Here is a 17,207-nt window from a genome sequence, read left to right on the forward strand (position 1 = left end):
GCTACCACCCGACGGGGCGCCGGGGGAGTGGGATATGCGTCAGCGGGTGGCCAGCAGCCCGTACAGCAGGGGGATGCGCGGCTCGGGCAGCCGCCACCAGCCGGACTCCGTACGGGCCATCTGCGGCCAGCGCGGCCAGGGCAGTTCGTCGCTTTCCCGCAGCTGCCGGACGGCCAGTCCCGCTTCCGTCAACGCGTTGACGACCTCGCCCATTCCGTGCATCCACTCGTAACTGTCCGTGGCGCCCTCGACGGCCGGGCCGTCCGTGTACGTGTGGGTCGCGTCCCGGTGCACGGGACCCCCGCCGCCCAGGTAGTCGTGGCGCAGGAGCAGCTCGGGGCCCTCACCCGGAGCGGGTTTCGGGCCGAGCGAGTTGAGCAGGGGGTGGAACTCGACGACGTACAAGCGGCCGCCCGGACGCAGGAGACGGCCGACGACCTGCGCCCACCGGTCCAGGTCCGGCAGGTAGCACAGGGCGCCCTTGCCGGTGTAGACGACGTCGAACCGCCGCCCGTCCAGGGCCTCGTCCGCGTCGTACACGTTCGCCCGGACGTACGTCACGTCCGCGCCCGCCTTCGCGGCGATGCCGGTCGCCGCCGCCACGGACGCCTCGGAGAAGTCGAGGCCGACGGCCCGGGCGCCGCGCCGTGCGAAGGCGATCGTCTCCGTGCCGAGGTGACACTGCAGGTGCAGCACGTCACGGCCGGCCAGCTCGCCGACGTCCTCCCACTCCCAGGGCGCGAACCAGCGCTCGGGGTCGGGGTCCTGGTCGAGACCGTAGAACCGGCTGGCGAGATGGACGGGCGTGCGGGCGTCCCAGTTCGCCTGGTTGGCCCGCATCAGCCGGTCGTGATCGACGGACGTCATGGGGACATCCAACCGTCGGTGAGCCGCGAGCGGCGGCAGAACACGGGAAACGGGTCCCGGACGTGTCGCTCGCGTGTCGCTCACATCGAGCGCGCCCGTGCCTCCTCGGCGATCCGCTCGAACTGCGCGCCCATGGCCGCCGCCAGCGCCTGCGCCGCCGACAACGGGCGGACCATCACCGTCAGTTCGTCGATGAGCCCGTCGTCGTCGACGTGGATGAAGTCGCAGCCGCTGAGCTCCCGGTCGCCCACCCGGGCGGTGAAGACCAGGGCGTGGTCACGGCCGTTCACGTCGTTGATCTCGCGCACATAGCGGAAGTCCTCGAAGACACCGCAGACGGCGCGCAGGATCGCCGCCGTGATCGGCTTGCCGGTGTACGGCTTGAACACGACCGGGCTGGTGAAGACGACGTCCGGCGCCAGCAGCGCCTCGGCGGCGTCGAGGTCGAGCGCCTCGACCGCCTCACGGAATGCACGCATCGAACCCTGGCTTAGTCAATTAATTGAGTAGGTGCGGAGTAGATTAATCAACCGTTGATACGGTGTCCATATGTCTCTCAAGTACGCCGTGCTGGCCGCTCTCCTGGAGGGCGAGGCCTCGGGCTACGAGCTGTCCAAGGTGTTCGACGTGTCGCTCGCGAACTTCTGGGCCGCGACTCCGCAGCAGCTCTACCGGGAGCTGGAGCGGCTCGCGCAGGACGGGCTGATCGAGGCCAGGGTCGTACGCCAGGAACGGCGGCCCGACAAGCGGATGTTCACGCTCACCGAGGCGGGCCGCGAGGACCTGCGCGCCTTCGCCGGCGCACCGCCCCGCCGGCCGACCGCCATCCGCGACGAACTCCTCATCAAGATCCAGGCCATGGACGGCGTGGACCCCGAGGCCACCCGCGCGCTGGTCGAGGAGCGCGAGGCGTGGGCGCGCGGCAAGCTCGCCCGCTACGAGCGCGTCCGCGAACGCCTCCTGGCCGGCCGCGGCGAGGAGGAGTACCTGCGGGAGGCCGACCGTATCGGTCCGTACCTCACGCTGATGGGAGGCATCGCCTACGAGGAGGAGAACCTCCGCTGGTGCGCACGCGTCCTCACGATCCTCGAGCAGCGAGCTGCCCTGGGCCGAGCCGAATAGTCTGAGCCGATGTTCAGCCCCGAAGGCCCCAGTCTGCGCGAGCTCGCCGTTCAGGCGCTGTCGTCCGTCGAACGCGGCTACGACCTCCTCGCGCCGAAGTTCGACCACACCCCCTTCCGGACGCCCGACGCGGTCCTCGGCGCGGTCGAGTCGGCCTTGCGGCGGACGGGGCCCTTCGACACCGGGCTCGACCTGTGCTGCGGCACCGGCGCGGGCGTCGGCGTGCTGGCAGGGGTGTGCCGGGAGCGGGTCGTCGGCGTCGACTTCAGTGCGGGGATGCTCGACGTGGCCCGGGAGCGGGTCCGGCCGACCGGGCCGCCGGTCTCCTTCGTCCGCGCGGACGCCCGTGCCCTGCCTTTCGGGCCCGCCTTCGACCTGGTGGTGAGCTTCGGGGCCTTCGGGCACTTCCTGCCCCGCGAGCTGCCCGGACTGTTCACGCAGGTCCGCTCCGTCCTGCGGCCGGGCGGCAGCTTCGCGTTTCCGCTGGTCGCCCCGCCCCGCCCGGGCTCGCTCGGCTACTGGATGCTGCTCGGCTTCGACACGGTGATGCGGGTGCGCAACGCGCTGTGGCGGCCGCCGTTCGTCATGTACTACCGCGCGTTCCGCTTCTCGGACGTACGGCGTGAGCTCGCCCGGGCCGGCTTCCGGGTGGAGCTCAACGCGCTGCCGGAGTTCGGGCGGCGACGGGACGGCAGCCCGCGGGTGCGGCTCGTCGTCGCCCGGACGCCGGACTAGTCAGCCGCGCAGGAAGTTCAGCAGATCGTTGTTGAACGCCTGCTCGAAGTCGCCCACCAGGCCGTGCGGGGCGCCCGGGTACACCTTCAGGGTCGCGTCCTTGACGAGCTGGGCGGTCCGCTGCGCCGAGGCGCCGATCGGCACGATCTGGTCGTCGTCCCCGTGCGCCACGAGCGTCGGCACGTCGATCCGCCGCAGGTCCTCGGTGAAGTCGGTCTCCGAGAACTGCGCGACGCAGTCGTAGGCGCCCTTCAGCCCGGCCTGCATGCTCCACATCCAGAACGCCCGCCGTACACCCTCCGACACGGCGGCCCCGGGCCGGTTGAAGCCGTAGAAGCTCTCGCTCAGGTCCCAGTAGAACTGGGAGCGGTCGGCCGCCACTGCCGCGCGGATCCCGTCGAAGGCCTCCTTGGGCGTGCCCTCCGGATTGGCGTCCGTCCGCAGCATCAGCGGCGGCACCGCGCCCAGCAGCACGGCCTTGGCGACCCGCGCCGTCCCGTGCCGCCCGATGTAGCGTGCCACCTCGCCGCCGCCGGTCGAATGGCCCACCAGGACCGCGTCGGTGAGGTTCAGCGCCTCGATCAGCTCGGCCAGGTCGTCGGCGTACCGGTCCATGTGGTTGCCCTGCCACGGCTGACCCGAGCGGCCGTGCCCGCGGCGGTCGTGCGCGATCGCCCGGAACCCGTGCTCGGCGACCAGCCGTGCCTGTCCGTCCCAGGCGTCCGCGTTGAGGGGCCAGCCGTGGCTGAACACCACGGGCTGTCCCTCGCCCCAGTCCTTGTAGTAGATCTCGGTACCGTCGGACGTGGTGAACGTGCTCATGGGGAATCCTCTCGGTGGGGCCTCGGGGTCTGATCCTGAGCCCTCTTTCGATGATCTCCGTGATCCCGGGTCCGCGCCACGACAGTGCCGGCCGCCGGGCCGGGGCGTGCCCGGGCCCGGGGGCTGAGCGACGCCTGCCGCTTCACGCGCCGCTCGGCGTCGGCGTCCGGCCCGGAAGCGTGAACTCGTAGACGAGAGCGTCCCGTTGGGCGTCCACCACGAGGTCGGTGATCTCCAGCGGGCGGGCGTACTGGTCGTGCACGCGCCGGGTGACCCGTACCGACGGCGTGCTCGCGAGGGGGGTGATGGCGTCGCGGTGGTGCAGGGTCAGACCGGCCCGGCGCATCCAGTCGTAGGCCCGCCGCAGATGGGCGGTGGCGGTGCCGTCGGCGCGGTCGCGGTAGCGGGCCAGCTCCTCCACCTCCGCGAGGGCCACGGCGGAGAAGGACGTCACGGCGGTGCGCAGCCCGCGTCCATCGGCCGTCGCGTACCGGTAGCGGTGGATCAGGGTCGGCCGGCCCGGAGCCAGCCCGAGGGCCTCCGCGTGGTCCGGCGGGGGCGGTTCCCAGGCCACGGTGGCGCGGGCGACCGTGCCCGGGGTCGCGGCCCGGGCGCCGACCGGGAAGGTGAGCGAGGCCGGGGTCTCGACCGGCAGGCCGGGCAGGGTGGCGTGGCTGCCGCGCCGGTCGGTGGCGACGAGACCGTCGCGGCGCAGCAGCTCCAGCGCCTGCCGTACGGTCTCCCGGCTGACCCCGAAGTGCCCGGCCAGATGCCGCTCGCCCGGCAGCCGTTCGCCGGGCGGCACGGTGCCGTCGCGCAGTTCGCCGAGCAGCTCCGTGGCGATCCGCCGGTACAGGGGCTGTCCTTCGGCCGGCGGGTGGTCGTGCGGGGTGGTGCGGGCCATGCCGCGCCTCCTGGTGGTGACGTTCGGTAGCCGTGCGGGCTCGGTGCGCCACCAGGTCTAGCATTGGTCTAAACCAGCCGGGAAGGGCGGCAGGGCGGTTCGGCCGAAACCGGCCCGCCCTCACCGGCCCTCACAGAGCGCTGTACACGGCGTCGACCAGCGCCATCTTGCGCGGGTCGTTCGCGATATGAGGCCCCATGCGGTTCATCACGTACCCCATCGACACATGCGCCTCCGGGTCGGCGAGCCCGCAGGAGCCGCCGAAGCCGTCATGACCGAAAGCGCGCGGGTTGGGCCCGTAGGAGCCGTTGGACCCGCTGAGCCACAGACCGAGCCCCGCCTCGGTCTCGCCCTCGAACCCGGCGCCGAGCACCAGGTCCCGGCAGCTGCCCTGGCCCTCCCGTACCCGCTCGGCGGCCTCGGGTGACAGGACGCGCTTGCCGCCGTACGAGCCGCGCCCCGCGAAGACGCCGTAGAGCTCGGCGACCGCACGCGCGGTGCCGTGCCCGTTCGCCGCGGGAATCTCGGCGGCCCGCCACGCCGGTGTGAGGGCCCCGGCTGCGGACACCGCGGGGTTGGTCAGCGCGGCGATCGCCGCGGGCGCCAACTGGGCGAAGACGGCGGCCTGTTCACTGCTCGCGGCGACCGGAGGCTGGACCAGCTCGGCCACCCGCCCGGAGTCCTTCTCCGGCAGGCCGATGCGGAAGTCGATGCCGAGCGGCCCGGTCACCTCCTGCTCCAGGAAGGCTCCGGGCAGCAGCCCCGACACCCGCCGGACGACCTCGCCGACCAGATGGCCGTAGGTCAGCGCGTGATAGCCGGACGTGGTCCCCGGCTCCCACCAGGGCTGCGTCGCCGCCAGCCGCTGGGTGGTCAGCTCCCAGTCGCAGAGCTGCTCCAGCGAGTGCGGTTCACGCAGCCCGGCCAGGCCGGCACGGTGGGACAGCAGGTGCCGGACGAGGACCTTCTCCTTGCCCGCGGCGGCGAACTCCGGCCAGTACGCGGCCACCGGCGCGTCGAGATCCAGCAGCCCCCGGTCGGCCAGGATGTGCGCGCACAGCGCCACCGGCCCCTTGGTCGTCGACCACACGTTGACCAGCGTGTCCTCGCCCCACGGCCGGGTGTGTGCCGGGTCGGCCCAGCCGCCCCACAGGTCCACCACGGTCCTGCCGCCGACGGTGACGGCCACCGCGGCACCCAGCTCGCCCCGCTCCCGGAAGTTCTCCTCGAACGCCCTGCGCACCGCCGTGAAGCGCGCGTCGCAGTGACCGCGCACCTGTGCCTCGTGCTCTGGCATGAGCCCCTCCACCCCTCGCCGGGCCGGGCCGCAGAGGTGCGGCCCGGGCGCGAAGAACGTACCGACTGGTCGGACTCGGTGGAAGACTGCCGCCGCCGAAACGGCTGGGATCAGTCGCCGGACGGCGGCGGGATCAGGCGTAGGAGCGCATCCAGCGCAGCTTGGCCTCCTGCTGGAAGGGGCCGCCGCCCTCGTGGTCGTTGAAGTCGTACACCTCGATCGTCTTGTCCTCGTGGCTCCAGGCGTTGAAGGCCGCGAAGACGGTCGAGGGCGGGCAGGTCTGGTCTTCCAGGGCGGCCGAGAAGAGCGCGGGGGCCCGGCCGCGGGCGGCGAAGTGGACGGCGTCGAAGTAGGAGAGCGTGCGCAGCGCCTGCTCGGCACGGCCGCGGTGCGTCTTGAGGTACAGGCCGATCTCCCGGTACGGGTGGCGGTCGGTCAGGGTCGCCGCGCGCGGGTAGTCGCACAGGAACGGCACGTCCGGGGCGATGCCCGCCAGATCCGGTATCAGGCCGCCCACCGCGATCGTGATGCCGCCGCCCTGGCTGCCGCCGACGGCGACCGTGCGCGCCGGGTCGGTGAGGGGGTGCGAACGGGCCGCCTCCACGGCACGCACGGCGTCCGTGAACACCCGGCGGTAGTAGTAGTTCTCCGGTGCGTCGATACCCCGCGTCATGAAACCGGGGTACGCGGGCGCGCCGCCCACCGGGTCCGCCGTGCCACCGCCCCCTCCCCAGGCGCTGCCCTGCCCGCGGGTGTCCATCACGAAGTGCGCCCGGCCCGTGGACGCCCACAGCAGATGCTCGTGCGGCAGCCCGCGCCCTCCGCCGTAGCCGATGAACTCCACGACCAGCGGCAGCGGGCCGTCCGCACCCGCCGGCACTGTCAGCCAGCCCTTGACCTGATGGCCGCCGAACCCGGCGAACGTCACGTCGAACACCTGCACAGTGGTCAGCCCGGTGTCGACCGGCTCGAAGCGGGCGTCCAGGTCGTACTCGCGCGCCTCCTGGAGCGTCTTGGACCAGAACGCGTCGAAGTCCTCGGGTTCGGTGGACGCGCTGCGGTACTCGCGGAGTTCGTCGAGCGGAAGGTCGAACAGGGCCATGTAGGACCGCCTTGGGTGAGGAACGGCTGCGGAGACAGTGCGGATGATCACACTACGTGTGGGCTCGGAGGGCTCGCCAGGTCTTTTTGCCGCAGTTCGTTCACCCGCCGGGCGTGGGTCGCCTCATGCGTTGCGATGCGTCCACTCCGGCTCCGTACGGGCCCACTCCCGCTCCCACTCGGCCAGCCGGCGGCGCAGCGCGACGCGGCGTACGACGGAGTGGCCGAGGAGCACCACGAGCACCACACCGCCCGCGGCGCACGTGCCCATGGTGAGGGTGTGCTGCCAGACCGCCGTGCCGTCCACCGGCGGGGCCACGCTCCGCCCCCGGGAGTCGAGCCACACGTCCACGGCCTCACCCGGCCCGGTGCCTCCGGGGACCCGTGCCGTCGCGGTGCGCGTGCCCTCGCCCGGCTCGGTCCAGCGCACGGTGGCCCGGTACGCGTGCCGCCCGTCGGCCTGCACCGACGGCACCGAGTCGCCCTTCCTGCCGACGACCTCGGCACGGACGCGGTGCCGCTCGGCCTGTTGCTCCGCCGAGAGCGACCGCGCTTCGCCATGGGCCCACCAGGCGGCGGTCGCCCCCGCCAGAGGCGCGCCCACCAGGATCAGGACGGCGACCACCAGTACCGTCCACGCCTCGACGACATCCGACCGGCGCCGCAGCGGACTGCGCCGCCAACGCCAGCCGCGCACCCGGGTTCGCATGTCGACCTCCTCGCCGTCACCGCGGCCGGAGGGCCGGACCGGCCGTGCGGTGGCGGCGCCGCCGCTCCCTCCACGTCACGTCACGTCACGCGTGCGAGTGTCCACACGGGGCGGGTACCCCCTCCGACGCACATCGATCGCCCGGCACGGCCCGGGTCGCCGCGTGCCGGAGCCCTTCGGCCGGAGTGCCCGGGGCCGCCGCGGTGAAACACCGGGCCCGTCACTGTGGCGCGCCGCACGCCGCGCCGGGACACCGCAGGGGGATAGAGGCCGCTGACACCACCGGCGGAAGAGCCGCCGTCCAGATCAGCCGAACCGTTCGATCCGGATGCGGTCCACCGGCTGACCCGCCGTCACGAGCAGCCGGGAGGCGTGCTCGGCGAAGGAGTTGGAGCCGCACACATAGGCCTCCCACCCACCGGAAGGCTGCTCGGCCAGGAGCGGCGCCACATGTGCGGCCGCCATACGTCCCACCGTCACACCTTCGGGCGCGCTCCGGGTGAACACGGGCGTCGTCTCGGGGCCGAACTCCCGGGCGTAGACGAGCTCCTCGGGGCTCCGCGCGGACACCACCAGGCGCAGCGGCACGGTCAGGTTCCGCGCCCGATGGTGCCGGACCATCGACATCAGCGGTACGACGCCGGAGCCGGCGCCGATCAGCAGCGCGGGCCGGTCACCCGGCCAGGCGAAGAACCCGCTGACCGGGCCGCGCACCTCGACCTGGTCGCCGGGCCGGGCGACGGTGTGGAACCAGCCCGAGACCTCGCCGCCCTCGACGTGATCAAGGGTCAGCTCGACGTGCCCGGAGTCGTCCGGCGCGGACGCGATCGAGTAGTGGCGCTGGGCCGCATAGCCGTCCTCGGCGGTCAGCCGCACCATCAGGTGCTGGCCGGGCAGGTGCCCCGGCCAGCCCGGCACGGCGAACCGGAAGGTGGTGGCACGCGCGGTCTCGCGCCGGATCTCGGTGAGCGTCGCGGTCTGCCACTCGGAGGCGGCCTGCTCGCTCACCGCGATGCGCCCGGGCACGGCGAACCGCGTGGGAGGCACGAACGTCTCAGTCACCGGAGTACCTCTGCTCCTCCCAGGGGTTGCCCCGCTCGTGATAGCCGTTCCGCTCCCAGAAACCCGGCTCGTCGTGGTCGAGGACCCGCAGGCCGGCGATCCACTTGGCGCTCTTCCAGAAGTACAGGTGCGGCACCAGCAGCCGTGCCGGGCCGCCGTGTTCCGGGGCGAGCGGCCTGCCGTCGTACTCCCACACGATCCAGGCGCGCCCGCCGGTCAGGTCGGCGAGCGGGAGGTTCGTCGTGTAGCCGGTGTGCGCATAGGCGACGGCATGGGTCGCCGACCCATGGGGCCGGACCACATCGAAGAACGCGTCCAGGGACACCCCCGCGAACCGCACCCCGAACTTCGACCAGCTCGTCACACAGTGGATGGCGCCCTCGTACGCCGACGGCGGCAGCCGGTGCGCCTCGTCCCAGTCCCAGGCGCGGGGCTCGTCCACCAGCCCGTCGATACGGAACGTCCAGTCGGCGGGTGCGAGGTCGGGAGTGACTTCGGCGGACAGGACGGGCCAGTCGTCGCCCGCGTCGTACTGGCCGGGCGGCAGACCGGGGTCGTCCACGCGTGGGCGCCCGGTGAAGCCTCGGGTGATGTGCATGCGGTGTGCCTCCGGGCCGGACCGACGGTGCCCCGTCGGGCCGGCGTACTCAGTCATTGCATATTCAACCGTACGTGCGCTGTGTGCCTAGTCGTCTGTGCGGGCGGTGCGCTCCTCGTCGGGCCGGCCACGGGCAGAGCCCGCGTTGTAGCGCGTGAGGTAGTCGGCGAATCGCGTCAGGTCCTCGGCCGGCCAGTCCGCCAGCCGCTCCCGGAAGACCGCCCGGCGGCTCTCGGTGACCCGCGCCAGGATGCGCCGGCCGGCCTCCGTCAGATGCAGTACCAGGACACGCTGGTCCTGCGCGTCCGGGCGGCGTTCGATCAGACCGGCGCGTTCCAGCGCGGCCACCTGGCGGCTGACCGTGGACTTGTCCAGGGCGTAGTGGGCGGCCAGGTCCGTGGCCCGGCACCCGCCGCTCTCCTCCAGGTGACCGAGCAGCGTGTACGACACCAGCGACAGCTCCGGGTGCATCCGCCCCGCCGCGGCACGGGCACGGCGCGCGAAGACCGTCATCTCCCGCTGGATCGTCTCCACGGCATCGGCAGGCTTCATCGGCCCTCCCTCACCACGTCGTCCTTTCGGCCCTCCATCGTTGCATAGCCCAACCACCTGTCGGCGGGGGCGGCCGACGCACCGTCGGCGGGGCGGCCGACCAGGTGCCGTACCGGCCGACCGGGCCGTCGGGTAGTGTTGCCGTCCGGCTGTGGACGGACCCCGGCCGACGGAAACCGAGGAGGTGAGACCCATTACCGCTGTGTCAGCCCGGGTGCTCTCTCCTCGATGTCGCGCGGATCGCCGGCCGTAGGCGACCGCAGGAGCGCCCTTCGCATCCCGAAAGGCTCCTGGCATCCATGCCCTCCGTGTCTCCCGTTCCGCCGTCCTCCCGTGACTCCGTCGTCCTCGCCCTGCGCGCCGCGGGCTGCGTCTTCGCCGAGGACGAGGCCGAGTTGATCCTCACCACCGCCCGCACCCCGGCCGAAGCCGCCGCCATGGTCGAACGCCGCGTCGCCGGCCTGCCCCTCGAACTCGTCGTCGGCTGGGCCGGGTTCCGGGGCCTGCGCATCACCGTCGACCCGGGCGTCTTCGTGCCGCGCCGCCGCACCGAGTTCCTGGTCGAACAGGCCCTGGCCCGGGCGCCCGGCGCCGGCGTCGTCGTGGACCTGTGCTGCGGCTCGGGCGCCGTCGGCGCGGCGCTGGCCGCCGGACTCGGCCCCGTCGAACTGCACGCCGCCGACATCGACCCCGCCGCCGTGCGCTGCGCCCGCGGCAACGTCGCCGCCGCCGGCGGTCACGTCCACCAAGGTGACCTGTTCGAGGCGCTGCCCGGCGACCTGCGGGGCCGCGTCGGCATCCTCGCGGCCAACGTGCCGTACGTACCGAGCGACGAGATCGGGCTGCTGCCGCCGGAGGCCCGCGCCCATGAGCCGCTGGTCGCCCTCGACGGCGGCGCGGACGGCCTCGACGTCCTGCGCCGGGTCGCGGCCGAGGCGCCCCGCTGGCTCGCGCCCGGCGGCTGCGTCCTGGTGGAGACGAGCCGCCACCAGGCACCGAACGCCCTCGAGGCCTTCGAACGCAGCGGCCTGACGGCACACTTGGCCGTCTCGGAAGAGCTGTACGCCCATGTGGTGATCGGCGTCGCACCCTGACGGGCCCGAGCGCGGCCGCTCGCCGGCGGCGGCCCCTCAGTCCGGTGCCGTCGCCCGCGCGATGAGCAGGGCCACGTCGTCGAAGTTGTCCGGCTCGTGCAAGGTGCGCAGCAGCAGGTCGCAGACCTCCTCCAGCGGGCGGTCGGGCCCGTCGAGCAGGGACAGCAGCGTGTCGAGACGGTCGTCGAGGGAGTCGCGCCGGGTCTCGACGAGGCCGTCGGTGTAGAACACCAGCCGGTCGCCCGGCTCCAGGTCGACGGTCGTCGTGGCGAAGGCGACACCGCCGACCCCGAGCGGCACCCCGGTCGGCAGGTCGAGCAGTTCGGGACGCCGCCCCGGCCGGACGCGCACCGGCGGCAGATGCCCGGCGTTGGCGATCCGGCACTGTCGCAGATGCGGGTCGTGGACGGCGTAGACGCAGGTGGCGATGGCCTGTTCCAGCCCTGCGGTGATCTTGTCGAGGTGTTCCAGGAGCCTGGCCGGATCGAGGTCGAGGGAGGCCAGCGTGTTGGTCGCCGTACGCAGCCGCCCCATGGCCGCCGCCGCGGGGATGCCGCTGCCCATCACATCGCCCACGACGAGCGCGGTCTTGCCGCCCTCCAGGCCGATCACGTCGAACCAGTCGCCGCCCACCTCGCTCGTGGCCCCGGCCGGCTGGTAGCGGGAGGCGACCTCCAGCCCGCCCGTCACGCGCGGATGGCTGGGCAGCAGGCTGCGCTGGAGGGTGAGCGCGGTGTCGCGGGCGCTCTGGTACCAGCGGGCGTTGTCGATCTGCACCGCGGCCCGCGCCGCCAGTTCGCGGGCCAGCAGCAGGTCGTCCTCGGTGAACGGCAGCGGATTGCGGGTGCGCTTGAGGTCCAGGGCGCCCAGCACCTCGCCGCGCGCGATCAGCGGCACCGCCAGATACGAGTGCACCCCGGCCCGGCCCAGCAGTTCGGCCGCCTCCGGGGACCGGGCGATGCGCGGCAGGTCCTCGTCCCCGACCTCCGGAAGCATCACGGGGCCGGCCGTGCGCACGCACTGGGTGATGAGCCGGTCGGACGCGTACCGGGCCACCTGCCCGGGCGGGTCGGCCGCCTCGAGCGCCTCGGCGGAGTCGTAGCCCTGGACCGCCAGCGCGCGGATCACGGCCGCCTCGGCCGGGCCGAGGCTGGTCCGCCGGCCCTGCACCACCGCGTCCAGCAGGTCCACGGCCGCGATGTCGGCGAGTTCCGGCACGGCCACGTCGGCGAGCTCGCGGGCCGTGCGGTCCAGGTCCAGCGTGGTGCCGATGCGGCCGGAGGCGTCGGCGATCATGGCCAGGCGGCGCCGCGCGGCCTCCGCCTCGATGCCCGCGCGGTACTGCTCGGTGACGTCCACGACCGAGAGGGCCACGCCCAGCACGGTCCCGAAGGCGTTCTCCAGCCGGTACAGCGAGATCGACCAGGCGTGATCCTGGTCGGGGTCGGCCGGGGTGCGGCCGATCGTTGACTGGTCGACGACCGGCTCCCCCGTGTCGAGCACCCGGCGTGCCGCGGCCTCCAGCGCGTCGACGTCCATCCGCGGCACCACCTCGCGGACCGTCCGGCCCAGATGCTCCTCGGCCGGCACGCCGTTGAGCTCCTCCAGCGCCGGGTTGACCGAGACGTACCGCAGGTCGGTGTCCAGCACGGCCAGCCCGATCGGGGACTGGGCGATCATCCGCGTCGACAGCGCCACCTCGCGCTCCAGCCGGTGCACGGTCGACTGGTCGGCGCACAGACCGAGCGCGTAGACGTCCCCCTGGTCGTCCAGCAGCCGCATGTTGCGGAACTCCACGAGCCGCGTGGTGCCGTCCTTGCGGCGGACGGGAAAGGCACCGGCCCAGCTCTGCCCGGTGCCCATGACGTCCGCGAACAGCTTGACCACGAGATCGAGGTGCTGCTCGTGGACCATGATCCGGGCGGCGTACTCCCCGAGCGCCTCCCGCGCCTCGTACCCGAACAGTTCCTCGGCCTGGGGACTCCACAGCACGATGCGGCCCTCGGCGTCCAGGACCACCGAGGCCACGCGCAGGACGTCGAGCAGCCCGCTCGGCCGCACTGCCGCGCGCGCCGGCTCGTCGCCCTCGGCCAGGGGAGACCCGGCTGCACTCATCCCACGCCCCGCCTTCGCCGATCACGCGGCACGCCGTCACGGTGCCGACACCCCATGCTCTACCGCTGTTCTACCGCGTGGGGCCGTCGATCCGGGGCCCCTTGCGTCACCTTCCACCATCTCCCAACGCGGAGCCACCCGCTCCGCAAACCCGTCATCACGGCGGGGCGCCGCCGGTAGTGCTCGGCAGAAGGTGGTGCTTTGCTGGGGTAGGGGCGGATACGCCACGAGAGGAGCGATCACGATGGACCGTGAGCAGCCGCATCCCCACTCCGTCTCGGTGGAGATCAGCGGGTGCAGCAAGCAGGACGCCCGGGTCGTGTTCGACACGCTGTGCGCCTGCTTCGAGTCCGACCGGTGCGCCGACGACGTACCCGAGGAACTGCACGCGACCCGCCCGACCGTGTGGCTCGGCACGTTCGACGTCGCCGACACGCACGAGGGGGCGCGACCGGCCCGGCTGTCGTCCTCCGTCGACGCCGACCTGCACGGCGGTTACTGGGCGATCGAGCAGTTCCGCAGGAGGCTGGATGCGCTGTTCGCCGTGCGGGACATGAGCACGGTCTCCGGCGACCAGGAGAAGGAACTGCACGTGCGCCTCGAAAGCCGGTGACCGCCGCTGCCCCTCGATCTTCCTGCTCATCGGCCCCCTGTGCCCTCCATCACCTTGTGCAACTAGTTGCATAAACCGTGCGCGGTCCTCTACAACTACAGGCACGACACCGCGCACGGAGGGCCCGATGAGCCGTTACCCGCACCTGCTGACCCCTCTCGACCTGGGCTTCACGACCCTGCCCAACCGGGTCCTCATGGGCTCCATGCACGTAGGTCTGGAGGAGGCCGAGGGCGGCTTCGCCCGCATGGCCGCCTTCTACGCCGCCCGCGCCCGCGGCGGAGTGGGCCTGATCGTCACCGGCGGCATCGCACCCAACGACGAGGGACGCCCCTACGAGGGCGGCGCGAAGCTCACCACCGAGGCGGAGGCCGAGCAGCACCGGGTCATCACCGACGCCGTGCACCGCGAGGGCGGACGGATCGCGATGCAGATCCTGCACTTTGGCCGGTACGCCTACCACAAGGACCTGGTCGCGCCCAGCCCGCTCCAGGCGCCCATCAGCCCGTTCCCGCCCCGCGAGCTCACCGACGCCGACATCGAGCGGACGATCGACGACTACGCACGCGCCGCCCGCCTCGCCCGGCAGGCCGGCTACGACGGGGTCGAGATCATGGGCTCCGAGGGCTACCTCATCAACGAGTTCATCGCGCGGCAGACCAACGAGCGCACCGACCGCTGGGGCGGCTCGTACGAGAACCGCACGCGCTTCCCCCTGGAGATCCTCCGCCGGGTGCGCGAGGCGGTCGGCGAGGACTTCATCGTCGTCTACCGGCTGTCCATGCTCGACCTCGTCCCGGGCGGCTCCACGCTCGACGAGGTGATCACCCTCGCCAAGGCCGTCGAGGCCGCCGGCGCCACCATCATCAACACGGGCATCGGCTGGCACGAGGCCCGCATCCCCACCATCGCGACCTCCGTGCCGCGCGGCGCCTACACCTGGGTGACCAAGCGGCTGATGGGCGAGGTATCCGTCCCGCTCGTCACCACCAACCGCATCAACACCCCCGAACTCGCCGAGGAGTTGCTCGCCGAGGGCGCGGCCGACATGGTGTCGATGGCCCGCCCGATGCTCGCCGACCCGGACTTCGTCATCAAGGCCGCGGCCGGCCGGCCCGAGGCGATCAACACCTGCATCGGCTGCAACCAGGCCTGCCTCGACCACACCTTCAGCGGCCTCATCACCTCCTGCCTGGTCAACCCGCGCGCCTGCCACGAGACCGAGCTCGTGCTCTCCCCGACCCGGCTGCGCAAGCGCGTCGCGGTCGTCGGCGCCGGGCCGGCCGGGCTGGCCTGCGCGGTCTCGGCCGCCGAGCGCGGGCACGACGTGACGCTGTTCGACGCGGCGAGCGAGATCGGCGGCCAGCTCAACGTCGCCCGCAAGGTCCCCGGCAAGCAGGAGTTCGACGAGACGCTCCGCTACTTCCGCACCCAGCTCGACTGGCACGGCGTCGACATACGGCTGAACACCTCCGTCGGGGCCGGCGACCTCGACGACTTCGACGAGGTCGTCGTCGCCACCGGCGTCACCCCGCGCACCCCCGACATCCCCGGCGTCGACCACCCCAGCGTCCTCGGCTACCTCGACGTCCTGCGCGACGGCGCACCCGTCGGCGACCGGGTCGCGATCCTCGGCGCGGGCGGCATCGGCTTCGACGTCGCCGAGTACCTCACGGACACCGGCGACAAGGCGCACGAGAACCCGCAGACGTACTTCCGTCAGTGGGGCGTCGACCTGGACTACCGCGCCCCCGGCGGCCTCGCCGCGCCCGAGCGGCCCGCCCCGCCGCGCACCGTCCACCTGCTGCAGCGCAAGACCTCCAAGGTCGGCGCCGGCCTCGGCAAGACCACCGGCTGGATCCACCGCACCGAACTCAAGCACCGCGGCGTCACCATGGTCCCGGGCGTGAGCTACGACCGGATCGACGACGCCGGACTGCACGTCACGATCGACGGTGCGAGCACCGTGCTGGAGGTCGACACGATCGTGCTGTGCACGGGCCAGGAGCCGCGCCGCGGCCTGTACGAGGAACTGATCGCGGCCGGGCGCAGCGCGCACCTCATCGGCGGCGCCGACGTGGCCGCGGAGCTGGACGCCAAGCGCGCCATCAAGCAGGGCACCGAGCTGGCGGCCGCCCTGTAGTGCCGATACGCGTCCCTAGGATGAGGCCATGTCACTCCCGCACGCGATCCTCACCGCCCTGCTCGAGAAGCCGTCGTCCGGGCTGGAGCTGACCCGCCGCTTCGACCGGTCGATCGGTTACTTCTGGTCCGCGACGCACCAGCAGATCTATCGCGAGCTGGGAAAGCTGGAGGCCGACGGCCTGATCCGGGCCCTGCCCGCCGAGCAGCCGACGCGCGGGCAGAAGAAGAGCTACGAGGTCCTGCCGGCGGGCCGCGCCGAACTGGCCCGCTGGACGGCCACCTCCCAGGACCCCAAGCCGCACCGCGACGCGCTGCTGCTGCGGCTGAGGGCGGCGGCCGTGGTCGGCACCGCGGGCCTGGAGGCCGATCTGCGGCGCCACCTGGAGCTGCATGAACGGCAGCTGGCGGAGTACCAGGAGATCGAGAAGCGAGACTTCCCGCCCGGCCGGGACGGCACCGAGGACCGGCTGCGGCATCTGGTGCTCCAGGCAGGCATCGACCTGGAGACGTTCTGGACGCAGTGGCTCAGGCGCGCCCTGGCGGACTTCGCGGAACTCCCGACCGACGAGCCGGCCCGCCCGGCCTGACTGGCCCACCCCGCCCGACTGGCGTGGGACGGTGGCCTGCCCGGCCTGACGGGCGTGCGACGGCGGCTCGCCCCGGCCTGACGGGCGTGCGACGGCTGGCCGCCGGCCTGACGGGGACGTGACGGTGGAGCGGCCGAGCTGGCATGCACGTGACGGCGGCCCGCCCGGCCGGAGCGCTTCGGAAGGGCGGGCCGCCGTTCGTACCGGATCAGAGCCGGTACGGCCTGTTGCGCCGGCGCAGGTACCAGGCCGTCGCGAGGAGACCGGTCCCGACCAGCGCGCCGCCCGCCACGAGCGTGACGGTGCCGTAGTCCGTGGCACTCCCGCCGGCCCCGCCCATGACACCGCGGGACGGCGAGACCGAGGGGGACGGCGACCTCGTGGGGGAGGCGGTGGGGGAGACGACGACCGACTGCGTGCCCGCGGTGGTGCCGTCCGAGCAGATGACGATGACGGTGTACGTCCCCGAGGAGACGTTCGACCAGGCGGCGGACTGACTGGTCGACGTCCCCGACAGGGTCACCTGGCGCCCTTGGGCGAAGCTGCCCTGACTGCTGGTGAGAAGCGAGGCGGTGCCCCAGCTGCCGTTGATCTGGGTGCACGCGCTGGTCGTGACCGACACCGTGGAACCCGTGGTGCTCACGGAGATGCCCGGGCCGGCGGTGGCGGGCACCGCGGCCAGGGCGAGGGGCAGCGCGGCGGCGGCTGCCACGGTCAGGCCGGAGCGGAGAAGTGGCGATGAGTTGCGCATGTGGACTGCCCTCCGGCGGCACGGTTGGCGGTACATCCCTTGCGCCGCCGAGGGTCGGGGAACGCCCGTGCTGCCTGCAGGGTCAGCCAAGGCGCCCCCGGCCCCGGACGCACCCCGGGTGCCGCCGGGCAGG

The 17,207-nt window shown here is 72.9% G+C and carries 18 protein-coding genes; 6 read left to right on the top strand and 12 right to left on the bottom strand.

Going from position 1 to position 17,207, the window contains the following annotated elements; translation table 11 throughout:
• Positions 1 to 39: 39 nt before the first annotated feature.
• Positions 40 to 867 carry a class I SAM-dependent methyltransferase gene (locus ACZ3I3_RS33550; RefSeq protein ID WP_467371179.1) on the bottom strand — a complete coding sequence of 276 codons (828 nt, stop codon included), beginning with the start codon at positions 865 to 867 and terminating at the stop codon, positions 40 to 42.
• An 80-nt stretch (positions 868 to 947) separates the two neighbouring features.
• Positions 948 to 1,346, bottom strand: coding sequence for a nuclear transport factor 2 family protein (locus ACZ3I3_RS33555; protein ID WP_467371181.1), 399 nt, complete (start codon positions 1,344 to 1,346; stop codon positions 948 to 950).
• 70 nt (positions 1,347 to 1,416) lie between these two features.
• Between ACZ3I3_RS33555 and ACZ3I3_RS33560 the strand changes: the two genes are divergently transcribed.
• Together ACZ3I3_RS33560 and ACZ3I3_RS33565 are read left to right on the top strand one after the other, a co-directional pair.
• Complete coding sequence (locus ACZ3I3_RS33560; protein WP_467371183.1) at positions 1,417 to 1,989, top strand: PadR family transcriptional regulator; 573 nt, start codon at positions 1,417 to 1,419, stop codon at positions 1,987 to 1,989.
• Between the two features lie 9 nt (positions 1,990 to 1,998).
• On the top strand, positions 1,999 to 2,724 hold the full coding sequence (locus ACZ3I3_RS33565) for a class I SAM-dependent methyltransferase (protein WP_467371184.1): 726 nt from the start codon (positions 1,999 to 2,001) through the stop codon (positions 2,722 to 2,724).
• Here the strand turns inward: ACZ3I3_RS33565 and ACZ3I3_RS33570 are convergent, their stop codons facing one another.
• The 8 genes from ACZ3I3_RS33570 to ACZ3I3_RS33605 all read right to left on the bottom strand — a co-directional run bounded on the left by ACZ3I3_RS33570 (position 2,725) and on the right by ACZ3I3_RS33605 (position 9,769).
• On the bottom strand, positions 2,725 to 3,546 hold the full coding sequence (locus tag ACZ3I3_RS33570; protein WP_467371186.1) for an alpha/beta fold hydrolase: 822 nt from the start codon (positions 3,544 to 3,546) through the stop codon (positions 2,725 to 2,727).
• A gap of 142 nt (positions 3,547 to 3,688) precedes the next feature.
• Positions 3,689 to 4,450, bottom strand: coding sequence for a GntR family transcriptional regulator (locus ACZ3I3_RS33575; protein WP_467371188.1), 762 nt, complete (start codon positions 4,448 to 4,450; stop codon positions 3,689 to 3,691).
• Between the two features lie 130 nt (positions 4,451 to 4,580).
• Positions 4,581 to 5,747, bottom strand: a complete 1,167-nt coding sequence (locus ACZ3I3_RS33580; RefSeq protein ID WP_467371190.1) for a serine hydrolase domain-containing protein — start codon at positions 5,745 to 5,747, stop codon at positions 4,581 to 4,583.
• Positions 5,748 to 5,880: 133 nt separating this feature from the next.
• Positions 5,881 to 6,849 carry an acetylxylan esterase gene (locus ACZ3I3_RS33585; protein WP_467371192.1) on the bottom strand — a complete coding sequence of 323 codons (969 nt, stop codon included), beginning with the start codon at positions 6,847 to 6,849 and terminating at the stop codon, positions 5,881 to 5,883.
• Positions 6,850 to 6,972: 123 nt separating this feature from the next.
• Positions 6,973 to 7,557, bottom strand: a complete 585-nt coding sequence (locus tag ACZ3I3_RS33590; RefSeq protein WP_467371194.1) for an Rv1733c family protein — start codon at positions 7,555 to 7,557, stop codon at positions 6,973 to 6,975.
• 306 nt (positions 7,558 to 7,863) lie between these two features.
• Complete coding sequence (locus tag ACZ3I3_RS33595) at positions 7,864 to 8,619, bottom strand: ferredoxin reductase (RefSeq protein WP_467371196.1); 756 nt, start codon at positions 8,617 to 8,619, stop codon at positions 7,864 to 7,866.
• Positions 8,612 to 9,217, bottom strand: coding sequence for a sulfite oxidase-like oxidoreductase (locus ACZ3I3_RS33600; protein WP_467371198.1), 606 nt, complete (start codon positions 9,215 to 9,217; stop codon positions 8,612 to 8,614). The genes ACZ3I3_RS33595 and ACZ3I3_RS33600 overlap by 8 nt, the downstream gene beginning before the upstream one ends.
• An 87-nt stretch (positions 9,218 to 9,304) precedes the next feature.
• Positions 9,305 to 9,769 carry a MarR family winged helix-turn-helix transcriptional regulator gene (locus ACZ3I3_RS33605; protein ID WP_467371200.1) on the bottom strand — a complete coding sequence of 155 codons (465 nt, stop codon included), beginning with the start codon at positions 9,767 to 9,769 and terminating at the stop codon, positions 9,305 to 9,307.
• Positions 9,770 to 10,068: 299 nt separating this feature from the next.
• Here ACZ3I3_RS33605 and ACZ3I3_RS33610 point away from each other — a divergent pair, with 299 nt between their 5' ends.
• A complete protein-coding gene (locus ACZ3I3_RS33610; RefSeq protein WP_467371203.1) occupies positions 10,069 to 10,863 on the top strand; it encodes a putative protein N(5)-glutamine methyltransferase in 795 nt (264 codons plus the stop codon).
• 36 nt (positions 10,864 to 10,899) lie between these two features.
• Here the strand turns inward: ACZ3I3_RS33610 and ACZ3I3_RS33615 are convergent, their stop codons facing one another.
• Positions 10,900 to 12,978 carry a SpoIIE family protein phosphatase gene (locus ACZ3I3_RS33615; protein ID WP_467371204.1) on the bottom strand — a complete coding sequence of 693 codons (2,079 nt, stop codon included), beginning with the start codon at positions 12,976 to 12,978 and terminating at the stop codon, positions 10,900 to 10,902.
• Between the two features lie 244 nt (positions 12,979 to 13,222).
• Here ACZ3I3_RS33615 and ACZ3I3_RS33620 point away from each other — a divergent pair, with 244 nt between their 5' ends.
• From ACZ3I3_RS33620 to ACZ3I3_RS33630, 3 genes are all read left to right on the top strand, one after another.
• Complete coding sequence (locus tag ACZ3I3_RS33620; RefSeq protein ID WP_467371206.1) at positions 13,223 to 13,591, top strand: hypothetical protein; 369 nt, start codon at positions 13,223 to 13,225, stop codon at positions 13,589 to 13,591.
• A 127-nt stretch (positions 13,592 to 13,718) separates the two neighbouring features.
• Entirely contained in the window at positions 13,719 to 15,734 is a 2,016-nt protein-coding gene (locus ACZ3I3_RS33625; protein ID WP_467371208.1) for an FAD-dependent oxidoreductase, read from the top strand.
• Between the two features lie 28 nt (positions 15,735 to 15,762).
• Positions 15,763 to 16,323: a PadR family transcriptional regulator gene (locus tag ACZ3I3_RS33630; RefSeq protein WP_467371210.1), complete on the top strand. Its 561-nt coding sequence runs from the start codon at positions 15,763 to 15,765 to the stop codon at positions 16,321 to 16,323.
• Positions 16,324 to 16,531: 208 nt separating this feature from the next.
• Here the strand turns inward: ACZ3I3_RS33630 and ACZ3I3_RS33635 are convergent, their stop codons facing one another.
• A complete protein-coding gene (locus tag ACZ3I3_RS33635; RefSeq protein ID WP_467371212.1) occupies positions 16,532 to 17,074 on the bottom strand; it encodes a hypothetical protein in 543 nt (180 codons plus the stop codon).
• Positions 17,075 to 17,207 lie beyond the last annotated feature (133 nt).

This window comes from Streptomyces sp. NPDC016851 (genome assembly GCF_055562795.1).

Excerpts from the sequence above, each read along its gene's own strand:
- ACZ3I3_RS33610 (WP_467371203.1), top strand. The coding sequence starts at position 10,069 with ATGCCCTCCGTGTCTCCCGTTCCGCCGTCCTCCCGTGACTCCGTCGTC.
- ACZ3I3_RS33630 (WP_467371210.1), top strand. The coding sequence starts at position 15,763 with ATGTCACTCCCGCACGCGATCCTCACCGCCCTGCTCGAGAAGCCGTCG.
- ACZ3I3_RS33615 (WP_467371204.1), bottom strand. The coding sequence starts at position 12,978 with ATGAGTGCAGCCGGGTCTCCCCTGGCCGAGGGCGACGAGCCGGCGCGC.
- ACZ3I3_RS33605 (WP_467371200.1), bottom strand. The coding sequence starts at position 9,769 with ATGAAGCCTGCCGATGCCGTGGAGACGATCCAGCGGGAGATGACGGTC.
- ACZ3I3_RS33625 (WP_467371208.1), top strand. The coding sequence starts at position 13,719 with ATGAGCCGTTACCCGCACCTGCTGACCCCTCTCGACCTGGGCTTCACG.
- ACZ3I3_RS33620 (WP_467371206.1), top strand. The coding sequence starts at position 13,223 with ATGGACCGTGAGCAGCCGCATCCCCACTCCGTCTCGGTGGAGATCAGC.
- ACZ3I3_RS33590 (WP_467371194.1), bottom strand. The coding sequence starts at position 7,557 with ATGCGAACCCGGGTGCGCGGCTGGCGTTGGCGGCGCAGTCCGCTGCGG.
- ACZ3I3_RS33585 (WP_467371192.1), bottom strand. The coding sequence starts at position 6,849 with ATGGCCCTGTTCGACCTTCCGCTCGACGAACTCCGCGAGTACCGCAGC.
- ACZ3I3_RS33570 (WP_467371186.1), bottom strand. The coding sequence starts at position 3,546 with ATGAGCACGTTCACCACGTCCGACGGTACCGAGATCTACTACAAGGAC.
- ACZ3I3_RS33550 (WP_467371179.1), bottom strand. The coding sequence starts at position 867 with ATGACGTCCGTCGATCACGACCGGCTGATGCGGGCCAACCAGGCGAAC.
- ACZ3I3_RS33635 (WP_467371212.1), bottom strand. The coding sequence starts at position 17,074 with ATGCGCAACTCATCGCCACTTCTCCGCTCCGGCCTGACCGTGGCAGCC.
- ACZ3I3_RS33565 (WP_467371184.1), top strand. The coding sequence starts at position 1,999 with ATGTTCAGCCCCGAAGGCCCCAGTCTGCGCGAGCTCGCCGTTCAGGCG.
- ACZ3I3_RS33580 (WP_467371190.1), bottom strand. The coding sequence starts at position 5,747 with ATGCCAGAGCACGAGGCACAGGTGCGCGGTCACTGCGACGCGCGCTTC.
- ACZ3I3_RS33575 (WP_467371188.1), bottom strand. The coding sequence starts at position 4,450 with ATGGCCCGCACCACCCCGCACGACCACCCGCCGGCCGAAGGACAGCCC.
- ACZ3I3_RS33555 (WP_467371181.1), bottom strand. The coding sequence starts at position 1,346 with ATGCGTGCATTCCGTGAGGCGGTCGAGGCGCTCGACCTCGACGCCGCC.
- ACZ3I3_RS33600 (WP_467371198.1), bottom strand. The coding sequence starts at position 9,217 with ATGCACATCACCCGAGGCTTCACCGGGCGCCCACGCGTGGACGACCCC.
- ACZ3I3_RS33560 (WP_467371183.1), top strand. The coding sequence starts at position 1,417 with ATGTCTCTCAAGTACGCCGTGCTGGCCGCTCTCCTGGAGGGCGAGGCC.